This is a genomic window from Liquorilactobacillus sucicola DSM 21376 = JCM 15457, from assembly GCF_000612445.1.
Lineage (GTDB): Bacteria > Bacillota > Bacilli > Lactobacillales > Lactobacillaceae > Liquorilactobacillus > Liquorilactobacillus sucicola.
In genome coordinates, this window is record NZ_BALC01000004.1 from 39501 (window position 1) to 58756 (window position 19256).

The following is a 19256-nucleotide window of genomic DNA, read 5'->3' on the forward strand; positions in this document are numbered from 1 at the left end:
AGAGGGGAAAGAGAAATGAGCAAACTAGAAAGGTTAGGAAAAATAATCGGACGTTGGTTTACGCTCTTAGTAGTGCTTTGGGCAGCTTTTAACTATATTCTGCCCAAAACAAGTTTATGGCTTGTTCCGAATATTTCCTATTTATTAGGAATAATATTGTTTGGCATGGGCCTGACTTTGAAGATTGAGGATTTCGAGAGAATTGCTAGAAAACCGTTACCCGTAATCGCTGGCACAGTGGCACATTATGTTATAATGCCAACACTAGCATGGCTGCTATGCCTTATTTTTCAGTTGAAAGGTGCGACTGCAGCCGGTGTAATTTTGGTTGGTTCATGTCCAAGCGGCACCTCATCAAGTGTAATGGCATATTTGGCTGGCGGCGATGTTGCATTAGATGTTTCAATTGAAACTCTATCGACATTGCTGGCACCAGTTGCACTACCAGGACTATTGCTGCTTTTTGCAGGCAAGTATATTGATATCCCAACTGCTTCTTTGTTCCTAAGCACGGTAAAAATCGTTTTGTTGCCGATTATTTTAGGGGTAGCTGTGCATTCGATTTTTGGTAAGAAAATCGAAAAGATCACACATGTTCTTCCACTAGTTTCACAGTTAGCTATTTTAATGATAGTAGGTGCGGTTATTGCAGCCAACCATGATAACTTATTTACCGCTGCAACAGCATTAGTTATTCCAGTAGTGATTCTGCATAATCTTTTTGGGTATGGCCTAGGTTTTCTTTTTGCCAAATTCATTCGTTTGCGTGATCCACAAAGAAAGGCAATAACTTTTGAAGTTGGAATGCAGGATTCAAGCTTAGGTGCGACTCTGGCTATCAAGTATTTTGTGCCAGCAGCTGCAATTCCATCGACAGTCTTTAGTATCTGGCATAATATTTCTGGCTCGATCCTAGCTCCTATTGGCGTACTAAGAGCAATGATGAGCCAAGAACGGTTAAGCCAAAATTCAGCAAAGTATAATATGTAGAAACAATTTAAGTTATTTCAAAAAATATGTCTTATTGCTATGGCTCATTTCACAGAATTTTTGTTGCGAAAATTCTGCGAGATGAGCTTTCTTGTGCTGGGGCAGTTAAGGTAAACAGAACGGTGTATACGGTAAGGGATGATGTGTTATGATGCTGTTGGATAAATGGCAATATTTTTCTATCCACTAAATGAATTTAAAGGGAGGATCTTCTATGAATTCTGTTTTCGTTATTGGAGCTCACGGACAAATTGGCCAGTTATTAATCCCTAAGTTAGCGGCAAAGGGCATCAAAGCATATGCAGGTATTCGAGATGACAAGCAAGCCAAGAATTTTCCAACTGATGACCTTGTGCTACCAGTGCATTTTGATCTAAATGCTTCAGTGAAAGAAATCGCAGAGTGCTTTGAGCAAAACAGAGTAGATGCAATTGTTTTTACAGCAGGTTCTGGAGGCGGAACAGGTGATGACCAAACACTGATAATTGACCTTGATGGGGCTGTTAAATCAATGGAGGCTGCTCAAGTTGCAGGAATCAAGCGGTATGTAATGGTCAGTTCAATCGGAAGTGACAAACGGGAGCTTTGGGACAAGAGTGGGATCAAGCCGTACTTGATCGCAAAGCATTATGCAGATGCAGAGCTGCAGCGAACAGACCTTGACTATACTATCTTACGCCCTGGAATGCTTACAAATGATCCGGGGAGGGGCAGGATCAGTGTAAACCCAGAAAATAAAAGCAAGACAAGTATTCCACGCGCGGATGTTGCGGAAGTGATTGCCGAGATTGTAGGCAACAGAGCGACAACGGGCAAAAGTTATACGCTTGGCAGTGGTGATACACCAATAGCAAGGCATTCTAAAGACTGAAATTGTATTTGTTAGACATCAGATGAATCGATGGATAAGGGAAAGAGTCTGATTATTTGAACATTTTAATTTACATGATATGAAGAAAAAAATAAGTGGTCAGGACAAAGCATAGCTTTTGTTCTGATCACTTTTTTTATTTAAAACCTTATTTTAATACTTTTTGAAATGTCTCTCACACCCAAACATGAACAGGTATAAGCAAATCTTGCACACAACGCGATTGGCTCTAATGCCTCACAAACATTTTTCCATGTAAACAGCATTCTACCACTCAAATTATTACTTGTTCAACGGGCCCTTATCAAGAAAAGCACTGATCATCCAGATGTTTTTATCAGCCTCTGCTTTGTAACCGTTAAGAACATCTTGTGTCGGAAAATCTTTTTCTTCGTCTGTAATCTCAATTCCCTTTTGATATTGATCGCGTAAGTATTTGAACTGTTTCAATAGACGCTGCATCAATTCTGGCAAGTCAAATTGACCAAAGGTAACCTCATCATCTGGAAGCCCTGTATTCTCCATAAATTCATGTGTTGTTGAGATAGGGGAACCACCTAAAGCAATTAAACGTTCAGCTAGTTCATCCAGCTGTTCAGCCAATTCTTCTTTATATTCATCCATTAGAGGATGCAAACGGAAAAATTCAGGGCCACGCATATACCAATGTGTCTGCTGGATGTTAGTCTGCAACTGTGTTAAATCAGCTATGAGCTGATTTAGCTGTTTCATTGTTTCAGGGTACGGATGTGTCTCTAACATAAATAGAACCACCTTTCTTGTCAATAAATCAATTATACCTACAACTTGATTATAGATGGTCCTTAAGGGACATACAAACAATACGCGTTTTCTAAAAGACGATACAGATGCAATAAGGTGGAAGCTAGAAAAAAGCACAAACAACAGATTTAATAGTTCTCGTCCCTTTTGAAATTATGTTTGAGCTGAGGAAAGATTAGACGGTCAGCTTCTGCAATAATCACACCGTTAAGTAGAAATGAAAACAAGGTGGCGACGTTAACTGCGTATATTTTATGTGAAAAAATAGTACAGAAGATGATTATTACTATCGGAACAACAAAGTCAAGCAGTTGTGCTGCAGTAGAATTTCCCTTCAAATATAGGAAGCGCAATAAATTCGTTGTATCATCATTGGGATGCATAATGATATTTGCACGCTGATATAAGGAAATTGCAATACAGAAAAAGACTACGCCTAGGCAAGAAATAAGAGCTCGTATAAGAAAAGGTAAATTGGGTATGCGAGGTAGTTAAAAAATTGGGCAAAGGTATTCACGAAATAGCTAAAGAAAAAAATAAAACAAAACTCACCTACAAAACGATGCCAATCCCAATGATGTATCAAAAATTGATTAGTTACAACATTCAGAATGCCAAGTGTGAAGAGGAATATACCAACATTGATATTGGTAAGCTTGCTCAAATTAACAGCAGAAGCTGTCCAAAGACCACTACCGGCATTTCCTGAAATACAAAGTCCATTGCCAAAAGCATTTAAAAGCAATCCGCCGATAAGCCCAAGAAACCGAGCTTGAATAGAATTCTTGATGATTTTCACCTCACAAAAGATCGAATCAGATAATTGAGAATAAATAAAACAACACATGCTAAGTTATATAACCCGTTAGGTGAGCTGTCAAGCACTTTATAGGGTCATGGACATCCTATCTTTAGCTTAGTTTTGTTTCTTTGAAATAGTTAAATTAGATTATGATAAGCAGCAGTTTACTTTTTATACGCAATAGAATATAATGATTACTAGATTATAAACATTCTAAATTAATAACGAGTGTAGTTAGGGAGAGACTGTTGTGGAAGAAAAAAGTTTAGCGCAACGCGTTAATGTAATGCGTGCTGCTGTTATGGGAGCCAATGATGGCATCCTCTCAGTTGCCGGTATTGTGATTGGTGTAGCTGGTGCAACAACCAACAGTTATGCTATTTTTATCTCTGGTATTGCAGGCATGCTGGCTGGGACAGTTTCGATGGCGATGGGTGAATATGTATCGGTCAATACTCAAAAAGATGCCCAAAAACGAGCTGTTGCGCGACAAAAACAAGCATTGAAAGACAACTATGAAAAAGAAGTTGAATTTGTAAAGCAAAATTATCTCAAACAAGGAATAAATGAGCAATTGGCTGCGAAAGCAACCAAAGAAATGATGGCGAAAGATGCGTTGGTAACGACTGTTCGCGAACGGTATGGTTTTGAAGTCAACGAGTTTACGAGTCCTTATGCAGCTGCTATAGCTTCAATGATATCCTTTCCATTAGGTTCGATTTTGCCATTACTGGCAATTACATTGCTTCCAACTAGAATTCGTATTATAGCAACCTTTGTAGCTGTTATTATCGCGCTTTCGTTCACTGGCTATGGTGCTGCTGTTTTGGGTAACGCTAATCGACGGCAGGGCCTTTTGCGTAACGTTGTGGCAGGAATTTTAACGATGGTAGTGACATACGTTATCGGAAGCTTGATTGGAAGTTAGCGGGAAAAAGGAGTGCTTGAATATGGATGTTTTGTTAAAGAAAAAAGCTAATGATAAAAACGAAACAATGGATGAAAAACTAAATACTTTACGTGCGGGTGTTCTGGGGTCCAATGACGGTATTCTAACGGTTGTCGGTGTACTGTTCAGTGTAGCTGTAGCAACACCAAATCAGTTCACTATTTTTATCGCTGGTTTAGCTGATCTCATGGCCTGTGCTTTTTCGATGGCTTCAGGGGAGTACGCTTCAGTGAGTGCACAAAAAGACACTGAACAAGCAGCGGTTAGGGAAGAGCATGGTTTGCTGAAACGTAATTATGAGACCGAGGTAAAGAGTGTACAGGATTATTATATGGCTAGAGGTGTCACAACTGAAACGGCAAGACAAATTGCTGAAGATCTAATGACTAAAAAGCCGCTGCAGACTGTGATCAACGTTAAACATGGTCTTAAACTTGGCCATTATATGAATCCGTGGAAGGCAGCGATTTCTTCGCTTTTTTCAGCAGCAGCTGGCGGTGTTTTCCCATTAGCTGCAATGACCTTGAGCCCAGTAGCGTATCAGTGGCCGGCAACAATTATAGCAGTTTGTGTGTCTGTCTCATTGACTGGATATCTGAGTGCCAGACTGGGAGATGGGTTAGTTAAAGTGGCTATTACCCGTAATCTTATTGTTGGAATTTTGACCATGATAATTCACTATAGTGTGGGTATTATATTATAATATGGAACTTGATTTGATTTTTTGTAAAGCTTACGCTTAAGAAGATGCATCAATAGTCGCTGAGCAGAAAAGACTATTGGCACACATTAATGTGGGCTGTTTAACTTGAAATGGATAAGGCTGGGTCGAAAATAATTTTTGGCCCTGCTTTATTTTTGTGTCTAGCAAGCCTTATTTGGCAAAAAATTACCGTATTTTTGAACATGTTAAAAAACACCTCACTGAAGTGTAATTGGGAATGTTAACATGAGACTGCTAGGCTCAAGTTGTAAGGCATAAATTTTGTTAGGTCTTGGGTAACTCAGTTGCTTAGCTTTCACGATGGTGAGAAGATATTTGACCATCTTGCTCGTACAGGCTTATCTGGAGGAGTATGATTCAAGCCGTTAAAATTCGGGTTAGACGGAGAATTTTTATTTATAGAACATATTTATACGGAGTAAATAGAGAAGCTAGGTTAAAATTTTCCTTTCGGGATAGGCCGAGCTCTTTTTGGCATAGCTGCATTTTTTATGGACGATTTTTTGCTAGAACTTACCCTTTAGGAAATTTATTTTTAAGTTGACAAAGATTAGTGACATAAATATAATAATACATGTTAACAAAAAAGTAACATTAAAAGCAAAACTTACTGAAGGAGAACAATTATGAATGAAAAATATATTGAATTACTAAAAAATCGGCGGTCTATTTATGGTTTGGGACGAAAAGTTACAGCATCAAAAAAAGAAATTGTGGAATTAATAAAAAAAGCTGTGAGAGAATCGCCAACAGCTTTTAACAATCAAACAGTTAAAGTAATCATTTTGTTCGGAAGGGCCTCGGAAAAAATGTGGGACATTGTCGCTGAAAGATTGAAGACAGAAGTTCCTACGGAAGAGGCCTATGCTAAAACAAGGAAGAAAATTGCTGCATTTAAGGCTGGCTTTGGAACTGTGCTGCTTTTTACGGATCAAGCAATAGTGGATCAGCATAAGGAGCAATTCAGTCTTTATGCGGATAACTTTCAAGATTGGTCGGAACAAGGGTTAGGAGGAGCACAGCTAAGTATCTGGACAGCTTTAGCGGATAATAGGATAGGTGCAAGTCTGCAACATTACAATCCTCTGATTGATGATCAAGTTAAAACGGTTTTTGATGTGCCAGCAGATTGGACGCTGCGTGCGGAAATGCCATTTGGCTCGATCGAAACTCTACCAAGTGAGAAGAAATATATTGCTGGTGACGAACGCTTTAAGGTTATTGAAGATCTAAGTTAGATTTGGCGGTGGATGTATAAACATTTTTTAAGACAGATTAGTGGTAACTAGTCAGCTAGATAGAACTGTAAAAGGCGGCAGTTTCTGAGTATTAAGAATATCTTGAAGCAGGGAATCATTCTCAAACGATAAAATTGACTGTTGGGACATGTTAATATCGGTAAATATAGATTTAAAAACAAGGAGCAGGGTCGAGTTTGGACCCTGCTCCTTGTGATATGCAGATTAAATTTCCCTTGTCAAAATAGGTGTTTCTTGTTTTTCAACATATTGTGCGGAAAGAGGATGAGCATACAGTGATTCCCCTTTTTTATCAATGAATATACCGAGATCAGCGATATCCTGCATAGCTTTAACGACTGTTTCCTTATCTAGATTGTTGTTGATGTAATTCAAACGCAAATGATGCTTTGTAGGACCACTGTGACCGGCAAATACCAAATCTAGTTGTTTCATTTTAAAACCTCCTTAAGTTTTAAACTTAGGCACCGATATTATCGATCGTTGTCAGCTTGAGCTCATCCGTTGAGGTTCCGGTCAGCAAGGCTAATACTTTACCGAATTCTACGATTTCTTGGTCTGTGGCAGCAGCTTTAATATTGTTGAAGCTGCGTTTACGCTTTTCTCCATCGTTTGAAACTGATACAGTGCTTAAACTAGTTTTGATCCACGTTTTACTCATGTGAATGACTCCTTTCAACTTTAATAAGTTGCTATTTTATAAGTGTCGCGACCGCTTATAAGTCTAGTAACGCAAGTGAGCGCAAAAATGTAAAGAAGCAATGACCAAAGTTGTTTAAGAAGCCGTATAAAAAAGAAGGGCAGCAGTAGTTAACAGGTCTTGAGTGCTAAGTACAGCTTGTGAGTACAATCAATCTTTTTGCCGTTAAGCAGTTATTTGATATATAACTTACGGAAATTGGAAATGTAGTCAATGGGCAGGTGCAATCCTTTTTCTAAGTAGACATCAAATGTTCCATAATGCTGGTTTATCAAATGAAATGCATGTGCTAGATAAGCTGCTTTTACGTTAAGTGAAACATTTAAAGCAGCAAGTTTTTCTGCTGATAATTTTTGCTGGAAATATGCCAAAATTTTTTCATTTTCCTTTTTACGTGCTTGATTTGTTAACAGGTAGTCTTCAAAGATATCGGCTTCGGCTGCACCAGCAATTTTTAAAAGAAGTGCGGCTGCAAAGCCTGTGCGATCTTTACCAGCGAAGCAATGAAAGATTATAGGGTCAGTGCTATTTAGAATTTCAACTAAGAACTGATGGTAGCCCCTTTGGGAAGAAGGGCTGAGAACCAGTTCAGAATAAACTGAAAACATATGTTTCTCAATATTTGATGAGATAACCATGTTTTTCAAGCTTGGGTTTGCTTGTCCGGGAGAAGACAGCAAATTTATATTTTCGTATGAAATGTTTTCAATTCTTGTATCGGGCCGATTGCTGATTTCTTCAGGTCTGCGAAAATCATAGATTTTTTTTAGATGAAGCTTTTTATTGAGAAAATCAATGTTTTGCGACTCTAAATTGTATAATTCACCACTACGGAAGAAAACACCATTTTTTAACTGACCATCAGTTGTTTGATAACCGCCGATATCTCTAAAGTTAGTAATATCGGGTTGGACGAGTGCTTTTTCATATGCCACGTAATTCACCCCTATATAGTAAGTGTAGGTTTATTGAACATGATTGTTTTCAGAAAAGATTATACAGCATAATGTTTACATTTTCTAAGAGTATTTTCAGATATAGTGATAATTACATAATTCTATTGAAAATTAGCTAACGAATATTTTTAGTCTATGAAAATATGTTAAATATGGTATTCTTTGGAATGAGTCAATTAGTATCTAGCATAGGAAAGGGGGATGAAATGAGAATTAATGACGAAATATATGCGACCATTCTTCATCTTCTGGAGAAAAAAGGACCAACATTTACAACGGCAGAGCTTGCTGCGGAATTGCAAGTTAGTAAAAGAACCGTCTATAAAATGTTCGACAGTAAAGAGATGATCATTGATAAAACGATCGACTATGTTTTCAAAGGTATTTGTTTTGGTGAATATGAACCGTCTTCAAGAGCACAGTTTTATTCAGATGAAGTATTGCAAAAGTATCTTATCGATTTTCCCAGCACGCGGCAAGTGGATAAAATAAGCAAACATGCGCAAGTTTTAGAAAAAAGATATCCACGACAATGGCGTAAATTGAACACCTATATTGATGAGTTTGGCAAAAAAATATGTGAACTTTTTATTGTTGATCCGCATGTTCGTATTTTGACTGCTACAGAAAAAAAGGTTTTGTTAATAACAATTCAGCAGACTATTCGAAAATTATTATTGAGTAGCTACCTTGCACCTAAAGATCTAAATTTCAAAGAAGCTGTTAATTCACTGTACAACATGCTCTTGCATGGCATAGCATGTTGAATTTTGCCAATTTTATAAAAGACTGGTCGCGATTTTTGTTAGAAAACACAAGCAATTGTACGAAGTAAAATTATCGTCTAGCGTAACCTACAGCGGCCAAGGTAGACTTTTTAGCGAGGAAAATAAAGGGCCTAAACCTCACCTTTTTTACCCATCAGCAAAATTTTACTGGCTGAAACAGGATCTAGTTGATCATTTAGCGGAGACTAAAAGACAGTCAGATTTTTTTGCTTTTTAGACTGTTTATTGTATAATTTCACTGCTTTTGCAAGTTGAAAATGATATTACATAATGAGAGGAATGGTTCAAATGAAGATCACACGACATGGTGAAGCTGGACAGACTAACGGGATACCTTTTGAAGTAAAAGCAGTATTTCCTAATGTCACTTTGGAAGCTCAAGGAGACGGAAAGGTAAACATCTCAAATTTAAGGGGAAAATATACTTTGGTTAGTGTTGTTCCAGATATTAATACACGTGTATGCAGTTTATCAACTAAAAAGTTCAATCAAGAAGCAGATCAATTTGCTAAGATTAATTTTTACACAGTTTCAACCAATACTGTTGCAGAACAGGAACAGTGGTGTGCAGCCGAAGGCGTCGAAAAAATGCAGTTACTAGCAGATCACGATGGACAATTAGGAAGAAAATTGGGAATATATGTTGAAGAGAGCCATACCGATGCACGAAGTATTTGGATCTTGGATCAGAAGGGAAGAATTGTTTATCGAGAATTGATAGTTGAGCAGTCAAATGAGCCCAATTATCAAAAAGCACTTGAATTTTTGAAGGTTCACGCAAAGTAGGTTGCCGAACAAAGGTAAAAAATACCAAGATTATTGGAATAACTGGGTGTACTTTTAGACTTGTTGGGAAGGGAAGCAGTTTCGCTGTACCTTCCTTTTTTGTACACTAATATTATTGGAGGAGTGTCACCACGAACCCTCTAAGGTAAAGGCATGGCAACGTATCAAAAATAAAAAAACTTCTCTTATCGTAGGAGAAGTTTCAGAGTATTTAAAGCAGCAATAATTGAGAGCTTTTAGTTATTATGGAAATCTTTTTCTTTATCCAACAGAAGTTTTGTCCCACGACCGCGATTACATTCAGCTTGGATAGTCACATGTGAAACGTTGTAATTTTGTTTTAAAATATTTTCAATTTTGAGATAAACACATTCTGTTTGACTTAGTGGCAAATCGGCCATGTTTACATGGACGGACAATACAAGTTCATTTTCATCAATCAACCAAGCGTGAAGATGATGAACGCCGGTTATTTCAGGAATAGTCAATAAATCAGTTTTTATATTTTCAAAGTCGAGTTGCGGAGATGCCTCCATTAAAATTGCAAAAGTTTTGTGTACAATTGGCCATGATTCGTAAATAATATAGAGAGACACTAAGAGTGTCATCAATGGATCAACCCAATTGATCTTGAATAAGAGAATAAGGGCTGCACTGATGATGACTCCGATTGAAGCCAAAGCATCACTGAGCAAGTGAAGGTAAGTTGCTCTGATATTAAGATTGTGCTTGGAATCATTATTTAAGAGAATCGTTGAAAATAAATTGGCAGTAAAGCTGACAACAGCAACAACTAGCATAATGCCACCGTGCACTTCTTCAGGATGCATGAAACGTCTTAATGCTTCGAGCATTAAGAAAGCTGAAATAGCAATTAGTAAAATTGAGTTAAGCAAGGCTGCTAGGATCTCAGCTCGACGGAAACCATAAGTATTTTTGACAGTGGGAGCCCGTTTACCAATACGATTGGCAGCGTAGCTTAAAATAATTGAGAATGCGTCACCAAAATTATGGAATGCATCTGACAACAGTGACAGACTGCCTGACAAAAGGCCACCGACAAGTTCGAATAAGGTAATCATGACATTTAATAGTGTAACTAAAAAGAAACGGCTGCCGGTTTTTAGTGAATGTTCTTCCATTGTGAACCTCCTTAGATATTTTAATTTTATATATGAACATATGCTCATAAGACGGTTAAACTATAGCATTAAATCAAAAAAAACGCAATAGCGGATACTATGAGCTTAAGATAATAATTGGTGAAAAATTAAAAAGTTACAAAGAGGAGAAACATTGGTTTAATCATGGTAATATAATAATTATCATCGGAAATTAATTTTGGGGATAATGTGAGTTACAGCGGGTTATATATTAAGTAAGGATTCAGGAGGAAAGATAAGATGTCTGAGAAAGCGAAAATCAATGCCGCACATTTAATCGTACGGTGTCTTGAAAATGAGGGAGTCAAATATGTTTTTGGAATTCCCGGTGAGGAAAACATACATTTGATTGATGCTTTAAATGAATCAAATGAGATCGAGTTCATATTAACCAGACATGAGCAAGGGGCTTCTTTTATGGCTAGCACATATGGCAGGTTGACGGGCATTCCAGGTGTTTGTTTAGCAACTCTAGGGCCGGGAGCGATTAACTTGATGCTAGGCGTAGCCGACGCAGAAACGAATTCCACACCGTTAGTTGCTATCAGCGCTCAAGGTGGATTGGCGCGACTGCATAAGGAATCACATCAAGTGATAGATCTGGTTGCGATGTTTAAACCGATCACACAGTATGCAGATATGATCCTAACGCCGCAAGCAGTTCCTGAAATGGTTCGTAAAGCTTTTTCGACATCTAAGCGTGATCGCCCAGGTGCTTCATACTTAGCAGTTCCGCAAGATATTGAAGAAGCACCCGTTCATGACCAAGTCAAACCATTAAAAATTGATCCAATATCAGTCACTCAGCCTACTGCTTCAGATATTGACAAGGCGCTTAAATTGATCGCTGCTGCTAAAAAGCCCGTAATTTTAGCTGGAGATGGTGTATTATGGAAACACGCCGAGCGAGAGGTTAGAGAGTTGAGCGAAGAATTGCAAATTCCTGTGGCAACAACTTTCATGAGTAAAGGGGTACTCTCGGATAGGCACAAAAATTCATTGGGTGTGGTAGGCTTCATGCGCCGGGACTATGAAAACTTTGCAATTGATGAAGCTGATTTGATTATTTCAATTGGGTTTTCGATTCAACAGTTTGATCCTCAGAAAATAAATCCGGAAGGAAATAAAAAAATAATTCATATCAACATGTTTCGACAAGATGTTGATAGCCATTACAATGTGACTTTGAATATCATTGCTAATATACGGGCTAGCCTGCAAGCACTTTTACAAGCATTAAAATCGCAGGAACTGCATTTCAGCCACCGGACGGCCGAAATTCGCAACCTAATTCAAGCTGAACTTGCCAGTGGACGAGAGAGCAGTGCTGTTCCTTTGAAACCACAAACAGTTGTCTATGCTACGCGTAAAGTCTTGCCTGATGATGCAGTTGTTCTGGTTGATACAGGAGCAGTTAAGATGTGGATGGCACGGTTATATCAGACGTATTTATCCAACACATGCCTCATAGACAACGGACTATCTACAATGGCATGGACATTGCCAGGCGCAATTGGGGCTAAGTTAGCCCGACCTGACAAAGTTGTAGTTGCGGTAATGGGAGATGGAAGTTTCTTGATGAATTCGCAGGAAATAGAAACGGCTGTTCGCGAAAAACTGCATCTGGTAGTTGTTATTTGGGAAGACGCTTCCTATGGACTGATTAAATGGAAAATGGATATGGAAATAAATCATCATAATGGGGTTGATTTTGATAATCCTGATTTTGTTAAGTATGCTGAAAGTTTTGGTGCTATTGGTCTGCAGGTCAAAAAGCCAGGAGAGTATCTCAAGTTCCTGCAAGAAGCTGTTGCGGCTAAAGAAGGAGTATTTATCATAGCTGTTCCTGTCGATTATCGAGAGAACATGAAACTGATCAGTAAGTTAGGCAATACGACTGTGCGCATCTGATTCGATAATAATTGGGCAAGATGTGTTTCAGATAAATTTTTAATATTTAAGCATTGATGAGAAGAGTAAATGCAGAAGTGGTTTTTAGCGACTGTCGATGATGAAAGGGCAGACTACAGATGTATTGAAGATGAACTCGGAGCTAGGTGATTGGTGCAAGCTGATCACTCGTAGGAATACGATATCTTTCAAGATATAATTTAATTTATATCTATGTCAATGAGGTTAACGATTGTTTAACGAATTTGGGTGGTACCGCGAAGAAAGCTCGTCCCTATAATTTTGTAGGGATGGGCTTTTTTAGTGGCATTAGTTGCAGAAAAAGTATTGTTGATGGGGGCTTTAAAATGGAGAAAAAACAGGAACATAATCTAAAACGTAGGATGGAGGCACGCCATCTATTAATGATTTCTCTGGGCGGAGTTATTGGAACAGGGTTATTTTTAAGTTCGGGATACACGATTCACGAGGCTGGGCCTGTCGGGGCAATATTAGCTTATGCTATTGGAGCAGTTGTTGTTTATTTAGTTATGCTGTGCCTTGGTGAATTAGCTGTCGCGATGCCACAAACCGGTTCTTTTCATGTCTATGCTGACAAGTTTATCGGCCCAGGCACTGGTTTTACAGTTGCAATATTGTATTGGTTAACATGGACTGTTGCTTTGGGATCTGAATTTACAGCTGCTGGGTTGATAATGCACACTTGGTTTCCACATTCTCCAACATGGATTTGGAGTCTTCTTTTCATGATTGTGATTTTTACATCCAATGCTTTATCAGTCCGTTTTTTTGCAGAAACAGAATTCTGGTTTTCAAGTATCAAGGTGATTGCTATAATTGCTTTTATCATTATTGGTGCACTGGCTATTTGTGGAGTTATCCCAATAAAGGGTTATTCACATGCGCCTTTATTTAAGAACCTTTATGGAGAAGGCTTGTTTCCCAATGGGTTCAAAGGCGTTTTTACGACAATGCTGACTGTTAACTTCGCTTTTTCAGGCACAGAGCTGATTGGGGTGACTGCGGGAGAAACAAAAGATCCAGAAAAGAACATTCCTAAAGCGATTAGAACAACTTTACTTAGACTAGTGATTTTTTTCATCGGTAGTATTATCGTTATGGCAGCGTTGATCCCTTGGCAAAAAGCAGGTGTCAATCAGAGCCCCTTTGTTTTGGTTTTTAAAAGTATTGGCTTACCATTCGCAGGTGATTTGATGAATTTTGTCGTTTTAACGGCTATTTTGTCAGCAGCTAATTCTGGGTTATATGCATCAACCAGAATGCTGTGGTCACTGGCACATGAAAAGATGATCCCTGCACATTATGCGAAAACGAATAGACGTGGAGTACCAATTACAGCTCTGCTTGCCAGTATGTTGGGGGGGATATTGGCTTTGATTTCTAGTGTGGTGGCAGCATCGACTGTCTATCTTGTTTTGGTCTCAATTTCAGGATTAGCGGTAGTTATTGTATGGATGGCAATTGCACTTTCAGAAATCAATTTTAGAAAGCAATGGTTGAAGAGTGGACATACAGTTGCTGAATTAAAGTTTAAAACTCCGTGGTATCCGTTTATTCCTTGGACAGCATTTATTATGAGCATGTTGTCGTGTGTTCTGATCGTATTTGATCCAACGCAACGCTCGGCATTATTTTATATGATTCCATTCCTTATTGCTTGCTATGCTGTTTATTATGGGAAGAAAGCCTTGAAACGTAGAGGAGAAAAAGCGGATTCTTAATTTGAAGAGTAATAAGTAATGATTAAGGGCTGATAAAAATGGCAGTAAATATCAATGAAAGTTATGGGAGGCTTACACAATGGATCTTATTTCAGAAAATCTAAGGAGTAAACAGCTATTGGTTGTTGATGGAGCAATGGCAACAGAACTTGAAAAAAGAGGAATTGATACCAGTAGTGACTTATGGTCAGCGACAGCGCTGATAGAGGCCCCACAAAAAATAACCGCTGTTCATCGCAGTTATTTTGAAGCTGGAGCTGATGTTGCGATTACGAATACGTATCAAGCTAACGTGGCAGCTTTTGAAAGACAAGGATTGAATCGGGTACAAAGTGAAGCGCTGATCACACAGGCGGTTCGTTGTGCGCAAGAGGCTCGGGCTGACTTCTACGCATCTTTAACATCTAAGCAGCGTGCATTACGAGCTAAGGTACCACTAGTTGCAGGCAGTATTGGGCCTTATGGAGCATATTTGGCAGATGGAAGCGAGTATACAGGAAACTATTCGCTTACTGAAAACGAGTACCAGTCTTTTCATTATCCGCGTTTAGCTTTAATGGATAAAGCAGGTGTTGATCTTTTTGCAATTGAAACACAGCCTAATTTTGATGAAACACGTGCTCTGCTTGATCTCATATCTCAAAAATTTCCCCACCAGACAGCATGGCTGTCTTTCAGTGTCAAGGATAGCACTCATCTATGTGATGGAACTCCAATAGCTCAGGCAGTGCAGTATTTTGAACAATATAAACAAGTGACAGCTATCGGAGTTAATTGTCTCGCGTTGGAAAAAGTTGAGGCAGTGATCAAAAATATAAAAAAGAAAACGAATAAACCGATTATTGTCTATCCTAACAACGGTGATCAATATGATCCGCATACGAAAACATGGAATTCTAATCAAAACTCTGCGACCTTTAGTGAATTAGTACCCTTATGGCAAGCAGCTGGGGCAAGATTAATCGGTGGGTGCTGCCGCACGACCCCAGCAGATATTGCAGATATTGCAACAATAGAAAAAATAGGCTTACGGCATAAAAAATAAGCAATAGTAAACTAAAACACAAAAGATAAACTGGGTTAAGATATTGTGAATTTTAAAATTAAAAACGGTTTATAATAAGCTCTTTTTATAATGTAAAATAACAATAATTTTTTGTAATTTTCAAATGTCACTTTAGCATTAAAAAACAAAACTCCTTTAATACAAGTAAGATTTTGATGAGTATTAAATTTTTTAATGACTACCACGGTGTTTGACTATAATGACTTTGAACTTCTATTATATAGTTGTTAAATGTTTAACAAAGTTGCGGGATTAATTTGTGGTATTGAATTTTTTTATTATAACATGTAGTTTTTTTCACAATAAAAGGAGGAAGTAAAATGCCAGAATATCGTGTAGAAGAAGATACATTAGGACCAGTAAAGATACCAGCCACGGCGTTATGGGGTCCACAGACGGAAAGAAGTCGTAACAACTTTTCAACGGGGCAATTCATGCCCTTAGTTGTTATCCGGGCTTTATTACAGATTAAAAAGGCTGCAGCTCAAGCTAATAAAGAACTTGAACAGCTTTCAGTGGAAAAAGCAGATTTAATAACCAAAGCGATCGATGAACTACTAGCCTTAGATGATGATGAACTGCGCAAGGACTTTCCATTAAGAGTTTATCAGACGGGTTCTGGAACACAGACCAATATGAATACAAATGAAGTTATTGCAAATAAAGCTGCTCAGTTAGATTCTAAAAGCAAAATATTACCTAATGACGATGTTAACCATGGACAGAGTTCTAATGATATTTTTCCAACAGCTATGAATATCACAGCAAGTGTGGCAGTAGCCGAACTCGAAAAGGCAGCACAGCATCTGATTGATGAATTAAAAGAAAAACAAAAAAAATACTGGCACACGGTTAAAATCGGGCGGACACATCTGCAAGATGCAACTCCATTGACTTTTGGACAGGAAGTCAGTGGATGGGTCAGCATGTTGGAACATGATTTGGAATATTTAAAGAGTTTAGATCATACATTGCTTGAATTAGCAATGGGAGGAACTGCTGTTGGCACAGGCCTGAACGCAGCTCCTGGATTTGCTGCTGATATCGCTGCACGCGTCAGCAACGTTTATGGGCAAAAATTTACGGCTGATGGCAATAAATTTTATGGTCTTGCAGCACATTCCAGTCTGAATGTAGTTCATGGAGCCTTCAAGACTTTGGCTAGTGACTTGATGAAGATTGCGAACGATGTACGCTTTTTGGGAAGTGGTCCCCGCGCTGCTTATGGTGAATTGAATATACCCGCCAATGAACCGGGATCATCTATCATGCCTGGTAAAGTAAATCCAACGCAAGCTGAAGCAATTACAATGGCGGCTGTACGAGTTATTGGAAATGATGTAGTGGTAACACTTGCATCTTCACAAGGAAATTTTGAAATGAATGTGTACAAACCTGTTTTGATAGATGCATTTCTTGAATCAGCAGAATTGTTACGCGGAACAATGCAAAGCTTTGCAGACAAATTAATTCATGGATTAACAGTCAACAAAGAAAGAATGGAAGCGCTGGTAGATAATTCATTAATGACTGTAACTGCTCTTTCTCCGCATATCGGATATCATGATAGTGCCAAAATTGCCCAAGCAGCTGATGAAGCGGGAAGTACTTTGAGAGAAGCTGCACTTAAATCAGGCAAGGTGACACCAGAACAGTTCGATGAATGGTTGATCCTCTGAAAATGACAAATGTCGATCGGTAGGGAGAAGCAACCCCTTTCTTAGTGAATGTAGTTATTTCAAAAGGAAGGAAAGATTTTAGATGGTAAAAAGGTTAAAGTTTATTGCGATAGTTGGAACTAACGCAAGTTTTTCATTTAATCGGTTACTGCTGAACTATATGCAGGAGCGATATCGTGATTTGGCGGAGATAGAAGTCCAAGAAATAAAAGATATTCCGCTGTTCAATGAGGATATGATGTCATCTCCGCCAAAGTGTGTCCTAGAGTTGATCGACAAGGTTACGGAGGCCGATGGTGTTATTTTTGCCACACCTGAGTACGATCACGCAGTTCCAGCTGCACTAAAAAGTGTTCTCGAGTGGTTGTCATCGGTTGCTCATCCGTTACTGCACAAACCTGTTATGATCGTTGGCGGATCATACGGAGTACAAGGGACAGTACGTGCTCAAATTAACTTGCGTCAAATTCTAGATGCCCCCGGTGTAATGGCTGATATTCTTCCTGCAAATGAGTTCATGCTGGGAACAGTTAAAGATAAGCTTGACAAGGAAGGAATAACGCATGAAAAAACAGCTGAATTTTTAGATCAGTGTTTTGGGAATTACATTAGTTTTGTGAAAGATCACATAATGTGTCAAGCTAAGCTGCTGACCAAGGAGGAAGTATAAATGGGGGATAAATTTGTATTTGAACCAACATCAATTGAAAAACTACAGGATCAGTACGATACAATCGTGATCGGTTCTGGGAGTACAGGGCTGGTGAGTGCGATTCAAGCACATGAATTGGGGCTAAAACCAGTTATCTTAGAAAAGATGGAGCAAATTGGAGGAAATACCAATCGGGCTTCATCTGGTATGAACGCTGCCGAAACAAATGTTCAGTTTCAACATGGCGTTATCGATAATTTCGAAGATTTTTACCGCGAAACGTATCGCGGCGGCGGTAAGCTAAATGATCAAGATCTGCTATCTTACTTTACAAACCATGCTGCACTAGCAGTTGATTGGCTTGCTGACCATAATATCAAACTTGATGATTTGACGATTACAGGTGGAATGAGCAAGATGCGGACTCATCGTCCTGCTACCATGGCACCAATTGGAGCTTTTTGATCAAAATTTGTTAAAAGTAGTACAGCAGAAAAATATTCCCCTGTTTACCAAAGTTACAGTTACGTCCTTAAATAAGAATGATGCTGGCAAGATCACCGGAGTCGCTCTTGAGCTTCCCAACGGAGATGAGCGTACTTTAAACGGCAAGTCAGTGATTTTAGCGACAGGAGGATTTGGTGCTTCTAAAAATATTATTAAAAAGTATCGACCAGATCTGGCAGGGTATAAAACTACTAACCAGCCTGGAGCAACAGGAGATGGATTGGAATTAGCAGAGGACATAGGTGCAGAATTAGTTCAAATGAACCTCATTCAAGTCCATCCTACTGTTCAACAAGACAATCCGCACACATATTTGATTGGTGAGGCAGTCCGTGGTGAAGGTGCAATTTTAGTCGATGCACAGGGGAAACGCTTCGTAAATGAACTGGGAACACGTAAGATAGTTTCTAACTCAATTGTTGATTTACCAGATAAGAGTGCTTACTTGATTTTCGATCAAAGTGTGCGAAATCGTGTGAAAGCGATTGAATTTTATGACCACATTGGTTTGGTGGTTACAGGAGAAAATGTGAACACGTTGGCAGAAAAAATCAATTTATCCCCAGAGGTCTTGTCACAAACAGTCAGCGAGTGGAATGAGGCAGTAACGAATAAGCAGGATAATAGATTTGGACGAACAACGGGGATGGAACGGCAGTTAAGCAAAAAGCCATTTTTCGCGATTCATATTGCACCAGCAGTCCACTATACAATGGGGGGCATTCACATCGATAAAAAAACACATGTTTTGGATGGGAATGGCAATGTTATCCCAGGGCTTTTTGCAGCTGGTGAAGTTGCTGGTGGTTTACACGGGAATAATCGGATTGGAGGCAATTCGATTTCAGAAACAGTTGTTTTTGGACGGCAGGCAGGACAACAATCAGCGGAGTACATCCTAGATAAGCATTGATCATTTGGTGATGTG

General features: G+C 38.8%; 16 protein-coding genes and 3 pseudogenes. 13 read left to right on the plus strand and 6 right to left on the minus strand.

Annotation, left to right across the window (positions count from 1 at the left end; all coding sequences use genetic code 11):
- The first annotated feature begins 15 nt into the window (after positions 1 to 15).
- Together JCM15457_RS07385 and JCM15457_RS07390 are read left to right on the plus strand one after the other, a co-directional pair.
- Positions 16 to 990 carry a bile acid:sodium symporter family protein gene (locus JCM15457_RS07385; RefSeq protein WP_081778224.1) on the plus strand — a complete coding sequence of 325 codons (975 nt, stop codon included), beginning with the start codon at positions 16 to 18 and terminating at the stop codon, positions 988 to 990.
- 214 nt (positions 991 to 1204) lie between these two features.
- Positions 1205 to 1861, plus strand: a complete 657-nt coding sequence (locus JCM15457_RS07390) for an SDR family oxidoreductase (protein ID WP_034988909.1) — start codon at positions 1205 to 1207, stop codon at positions 1859 to 1861.
- A 282-nt stretch (positions 1862 to 2143) separates the two neighbouring features.
- Here the strand turns inward: JCM15457_RS07390 and JCM15457_RS07395 are convergent, their stop codons facing one another.
- Positions 2144 to 2623: a Dps family protein gene (locus tag JCM15457_RS07395; RefSeq protein ID WP_034988911.1), complete on the minus strand. Its 480-nt coding sequence runs from the start codon at positions 2621 to 2623 to the stop codon at positions 2144 to 2146.
- A gap of 149 nt (positions 2624 to 2772) precedes the next feature.
- Positions 2773 to 3398, minus strand: a pseudogene (locus tag JCM15457_RS11945) (DUF6198 family protein).
- A gap of 334 nt (positions 3399 to 3732) precedes the next feature.
- Between JCM15457_RS11945 and JCM15457_RS07405 the strand changes: the two are divergent.
- The 3 genes from JCM15457_RS07405 (at position 3733) to JCM15457_RS07415 (ending at position 6357) form a co-directional block, all read left to right on the plus strand.
- Entirely contained in the window at positions 3733 to 4374 is a 642-nt protein-coding gene (locus JCM15457_RS07405; protein WP_051993389.1) for a VIT1/CCC1 transporter family protein, read from the plus strand.
- Positions 4375 to 4396: 22 nt separating this feature from the next.
- A complete protein-coding gene (locus tag JCM15457_RS07410) occupies positions 4397 to 5098 on the plus strand; it encodes a VIT1/CCC1 transporter family protein (protein ID WP_034988916.1) in 702 nt (233 codons plus the stop codon).
- A 647-nt stretch (positions 5099 to 5745) separates the two neighbouring features.
- Positions 5746 to 6357, plus strand: coding sequence for a nitroreductase family protein (locus JCM15457_RS07415; RefSeq protein WP_034988917.1), 612 nt, complete (start codon positions 5746 to 5748; stop codon positions 6355 to 6357).
- 225 nt (positions 6358 to 6582) lie between these two features.
- Here the strand turns inward: JCM15457_RS07415 and JCM15457_RS07420 are convergent, their stop codons facing one another.
- From JCM15457_RS07420 to JCM15457_RS07430, 3 genes are all read right to left on the minus strand, one after another.
- Positions 6583 to 6813: a DUF2922 domain-containing protein gene (locus JCM15457_RS07420; RefSeq protein ID WP_034988919.1), complete on the minus strand. Its 231-nt coding sequence runs from the start codon at positions 6811 to 6813 to the stop codon at positions 6583 to 6585.
- Positions 6814 to 6838: 25 nt separating this feature from the next.
- Positions 6839 to 7039 (minus strand): DUF1659 domain-containing protein, encoded by a 201-nt coding sequence (locus JCM15457_RS07425; RefSeq protein ID WP_034988920.1) that lies wholly within the window; start codon positions 7037 to 7039, stop codon positions 6839 to 6841.
- Between the two features lie 212 nt (positions 7040 to 7251).
- Positions 7252 to 8013 carry a tyrosine-protein phosphatase gene (locus tag JCM15457_RS07430; protein WP_187325794.1) on the minus strand — a complete coding sequence of 254 codons (762 nt, stop codon included), beginning with the start codon at positions 8011 to 8013 and terminating at the stop codon, positions 7252 to 7254.
- 227 nt (positions 8014 to 8240) lie between these two features.
- Between JCM15457_RS07430 and JCM15457_RS07435 the strand changes: the two genes are divergently transcribed.
- Together JCM15457_RS07435 and JCM15457_RS07440 are read left to right on the plus strand one after the other, a co-directional pair.
- Positions 8241 to 8801 carry a TetR/AcrR family transcriptional regulator gene (locus JCM15457_RS07435; RefSeq protein ID WP_034988921.1) on the plus strand — a complete coding sequence of 187 codons (561 nt, stop codon included), beginning with the start codon at positions 8241 to 8243 and terminating at the stop codon, positions 8799 to 8801.
- Positions 8802 to 9110: 309 nt separating this feature from the next.
- Positions 9111 to 9608 carry a thiol peroxidase gene (locus JCM15457_RS07440; RefSeq protein ID WP_034988924.1) on the plus strand — a complete coding sequence of 166 codons (498 nt, stop codon included), beginning with the start codon at positions 9111 to 9113 and terminating at the stop codon, positions 9606 to 9608.
- Positions 9609 to 9844: 236 nt separating this feature from the next.
- On the opposite strand, the gene JCM15457_RS07445 is transcribed toward JCM15457_RS07440, so the two are convergent.
- Positions 9845 to 10750, minus strand: coding sequence for a cation diffusion facilitator family transporter (locus JCM15457_RS07445; protein ID WP_034988925.1), 906 nt, complete (start codon positions 10748 to 10750; stop codon positions 9845 to 9847).
- A 261-nt stretch (positions 10751 to 11011) separates the two neighbouring features.
- Here JCM15457_RS07445 and JCM15457_RS07450 point away from each other — a divergent pair, with 261 nt between their 5' ends.
- From JCM15457_RS07450 to JCM15457_RS07475, 6 genes and pseudogenes are all read left to right on the plus strand, one after another.
- Complete coding sequence (locus tag JCM15457_RS07450) at positions 11012 to 12682, plus strand: acetolactate synthase large subunit (RefSeq protein ID WP_034988928.1); 1671 nt, start codon at positions 11012 to 11014, stop codon at positions 12680 to 12682.
- Positions 12683 to 13029: 347 nt separating this feature from the next.
- Positions 13030 to 14424, plus strand: coding sequence for an amino acid permease (locus tag JCM15457_RS07455; protein WP_034988930.1), 1395 nt, complete (start codon positions 13030 to 13032; stop codon positions 14422 to 14424).
- A gap of 79 nt (positions 14425 to 14503) precedes the next feature.
- The gene (gene mmuM / locus JCM15457_RS07460; protein ID WP_034988933.1) at positions 14504 to 15469 is read left to right on the plus strand and encodes a homocysteine S-methyltransferase; all 966 of its coding nucleotides are present in this window, start codon (positions 14504 to 14506) and stop codon (positions 15467 to 15469) included.
- A gap of 341 nt (positions 15470 to 15810) precedes the next feature.
- Positions 15811 to 17192 (plus strand): annotated as a pseudogene (locus JCM15457_RS07465) (class II fumarate hydratase).
- A gap of 59 nt (positions 17193 to 17251) precedes the next feature.
- The gene (locus tag JCM15457_RS07470; protein WP_034988935.1) at positions 17252 to 17839 is read left to right on the plus strand and encodes an NADPH-dependent FMN reductase; all 588 of its coding nucleotides are present in this window, start codon (positions 17252 to 17254) and stop codon (positions 17837 to 17839) included.
- A pseudogene (locus tag JCM15457_RS07475) lies at positions 17840 to 19241 on the plus strand (flavocytochrome c).
- The last annotated feature ends 15 nt before the right edge of the window (positions 19242 to 19256 follow it).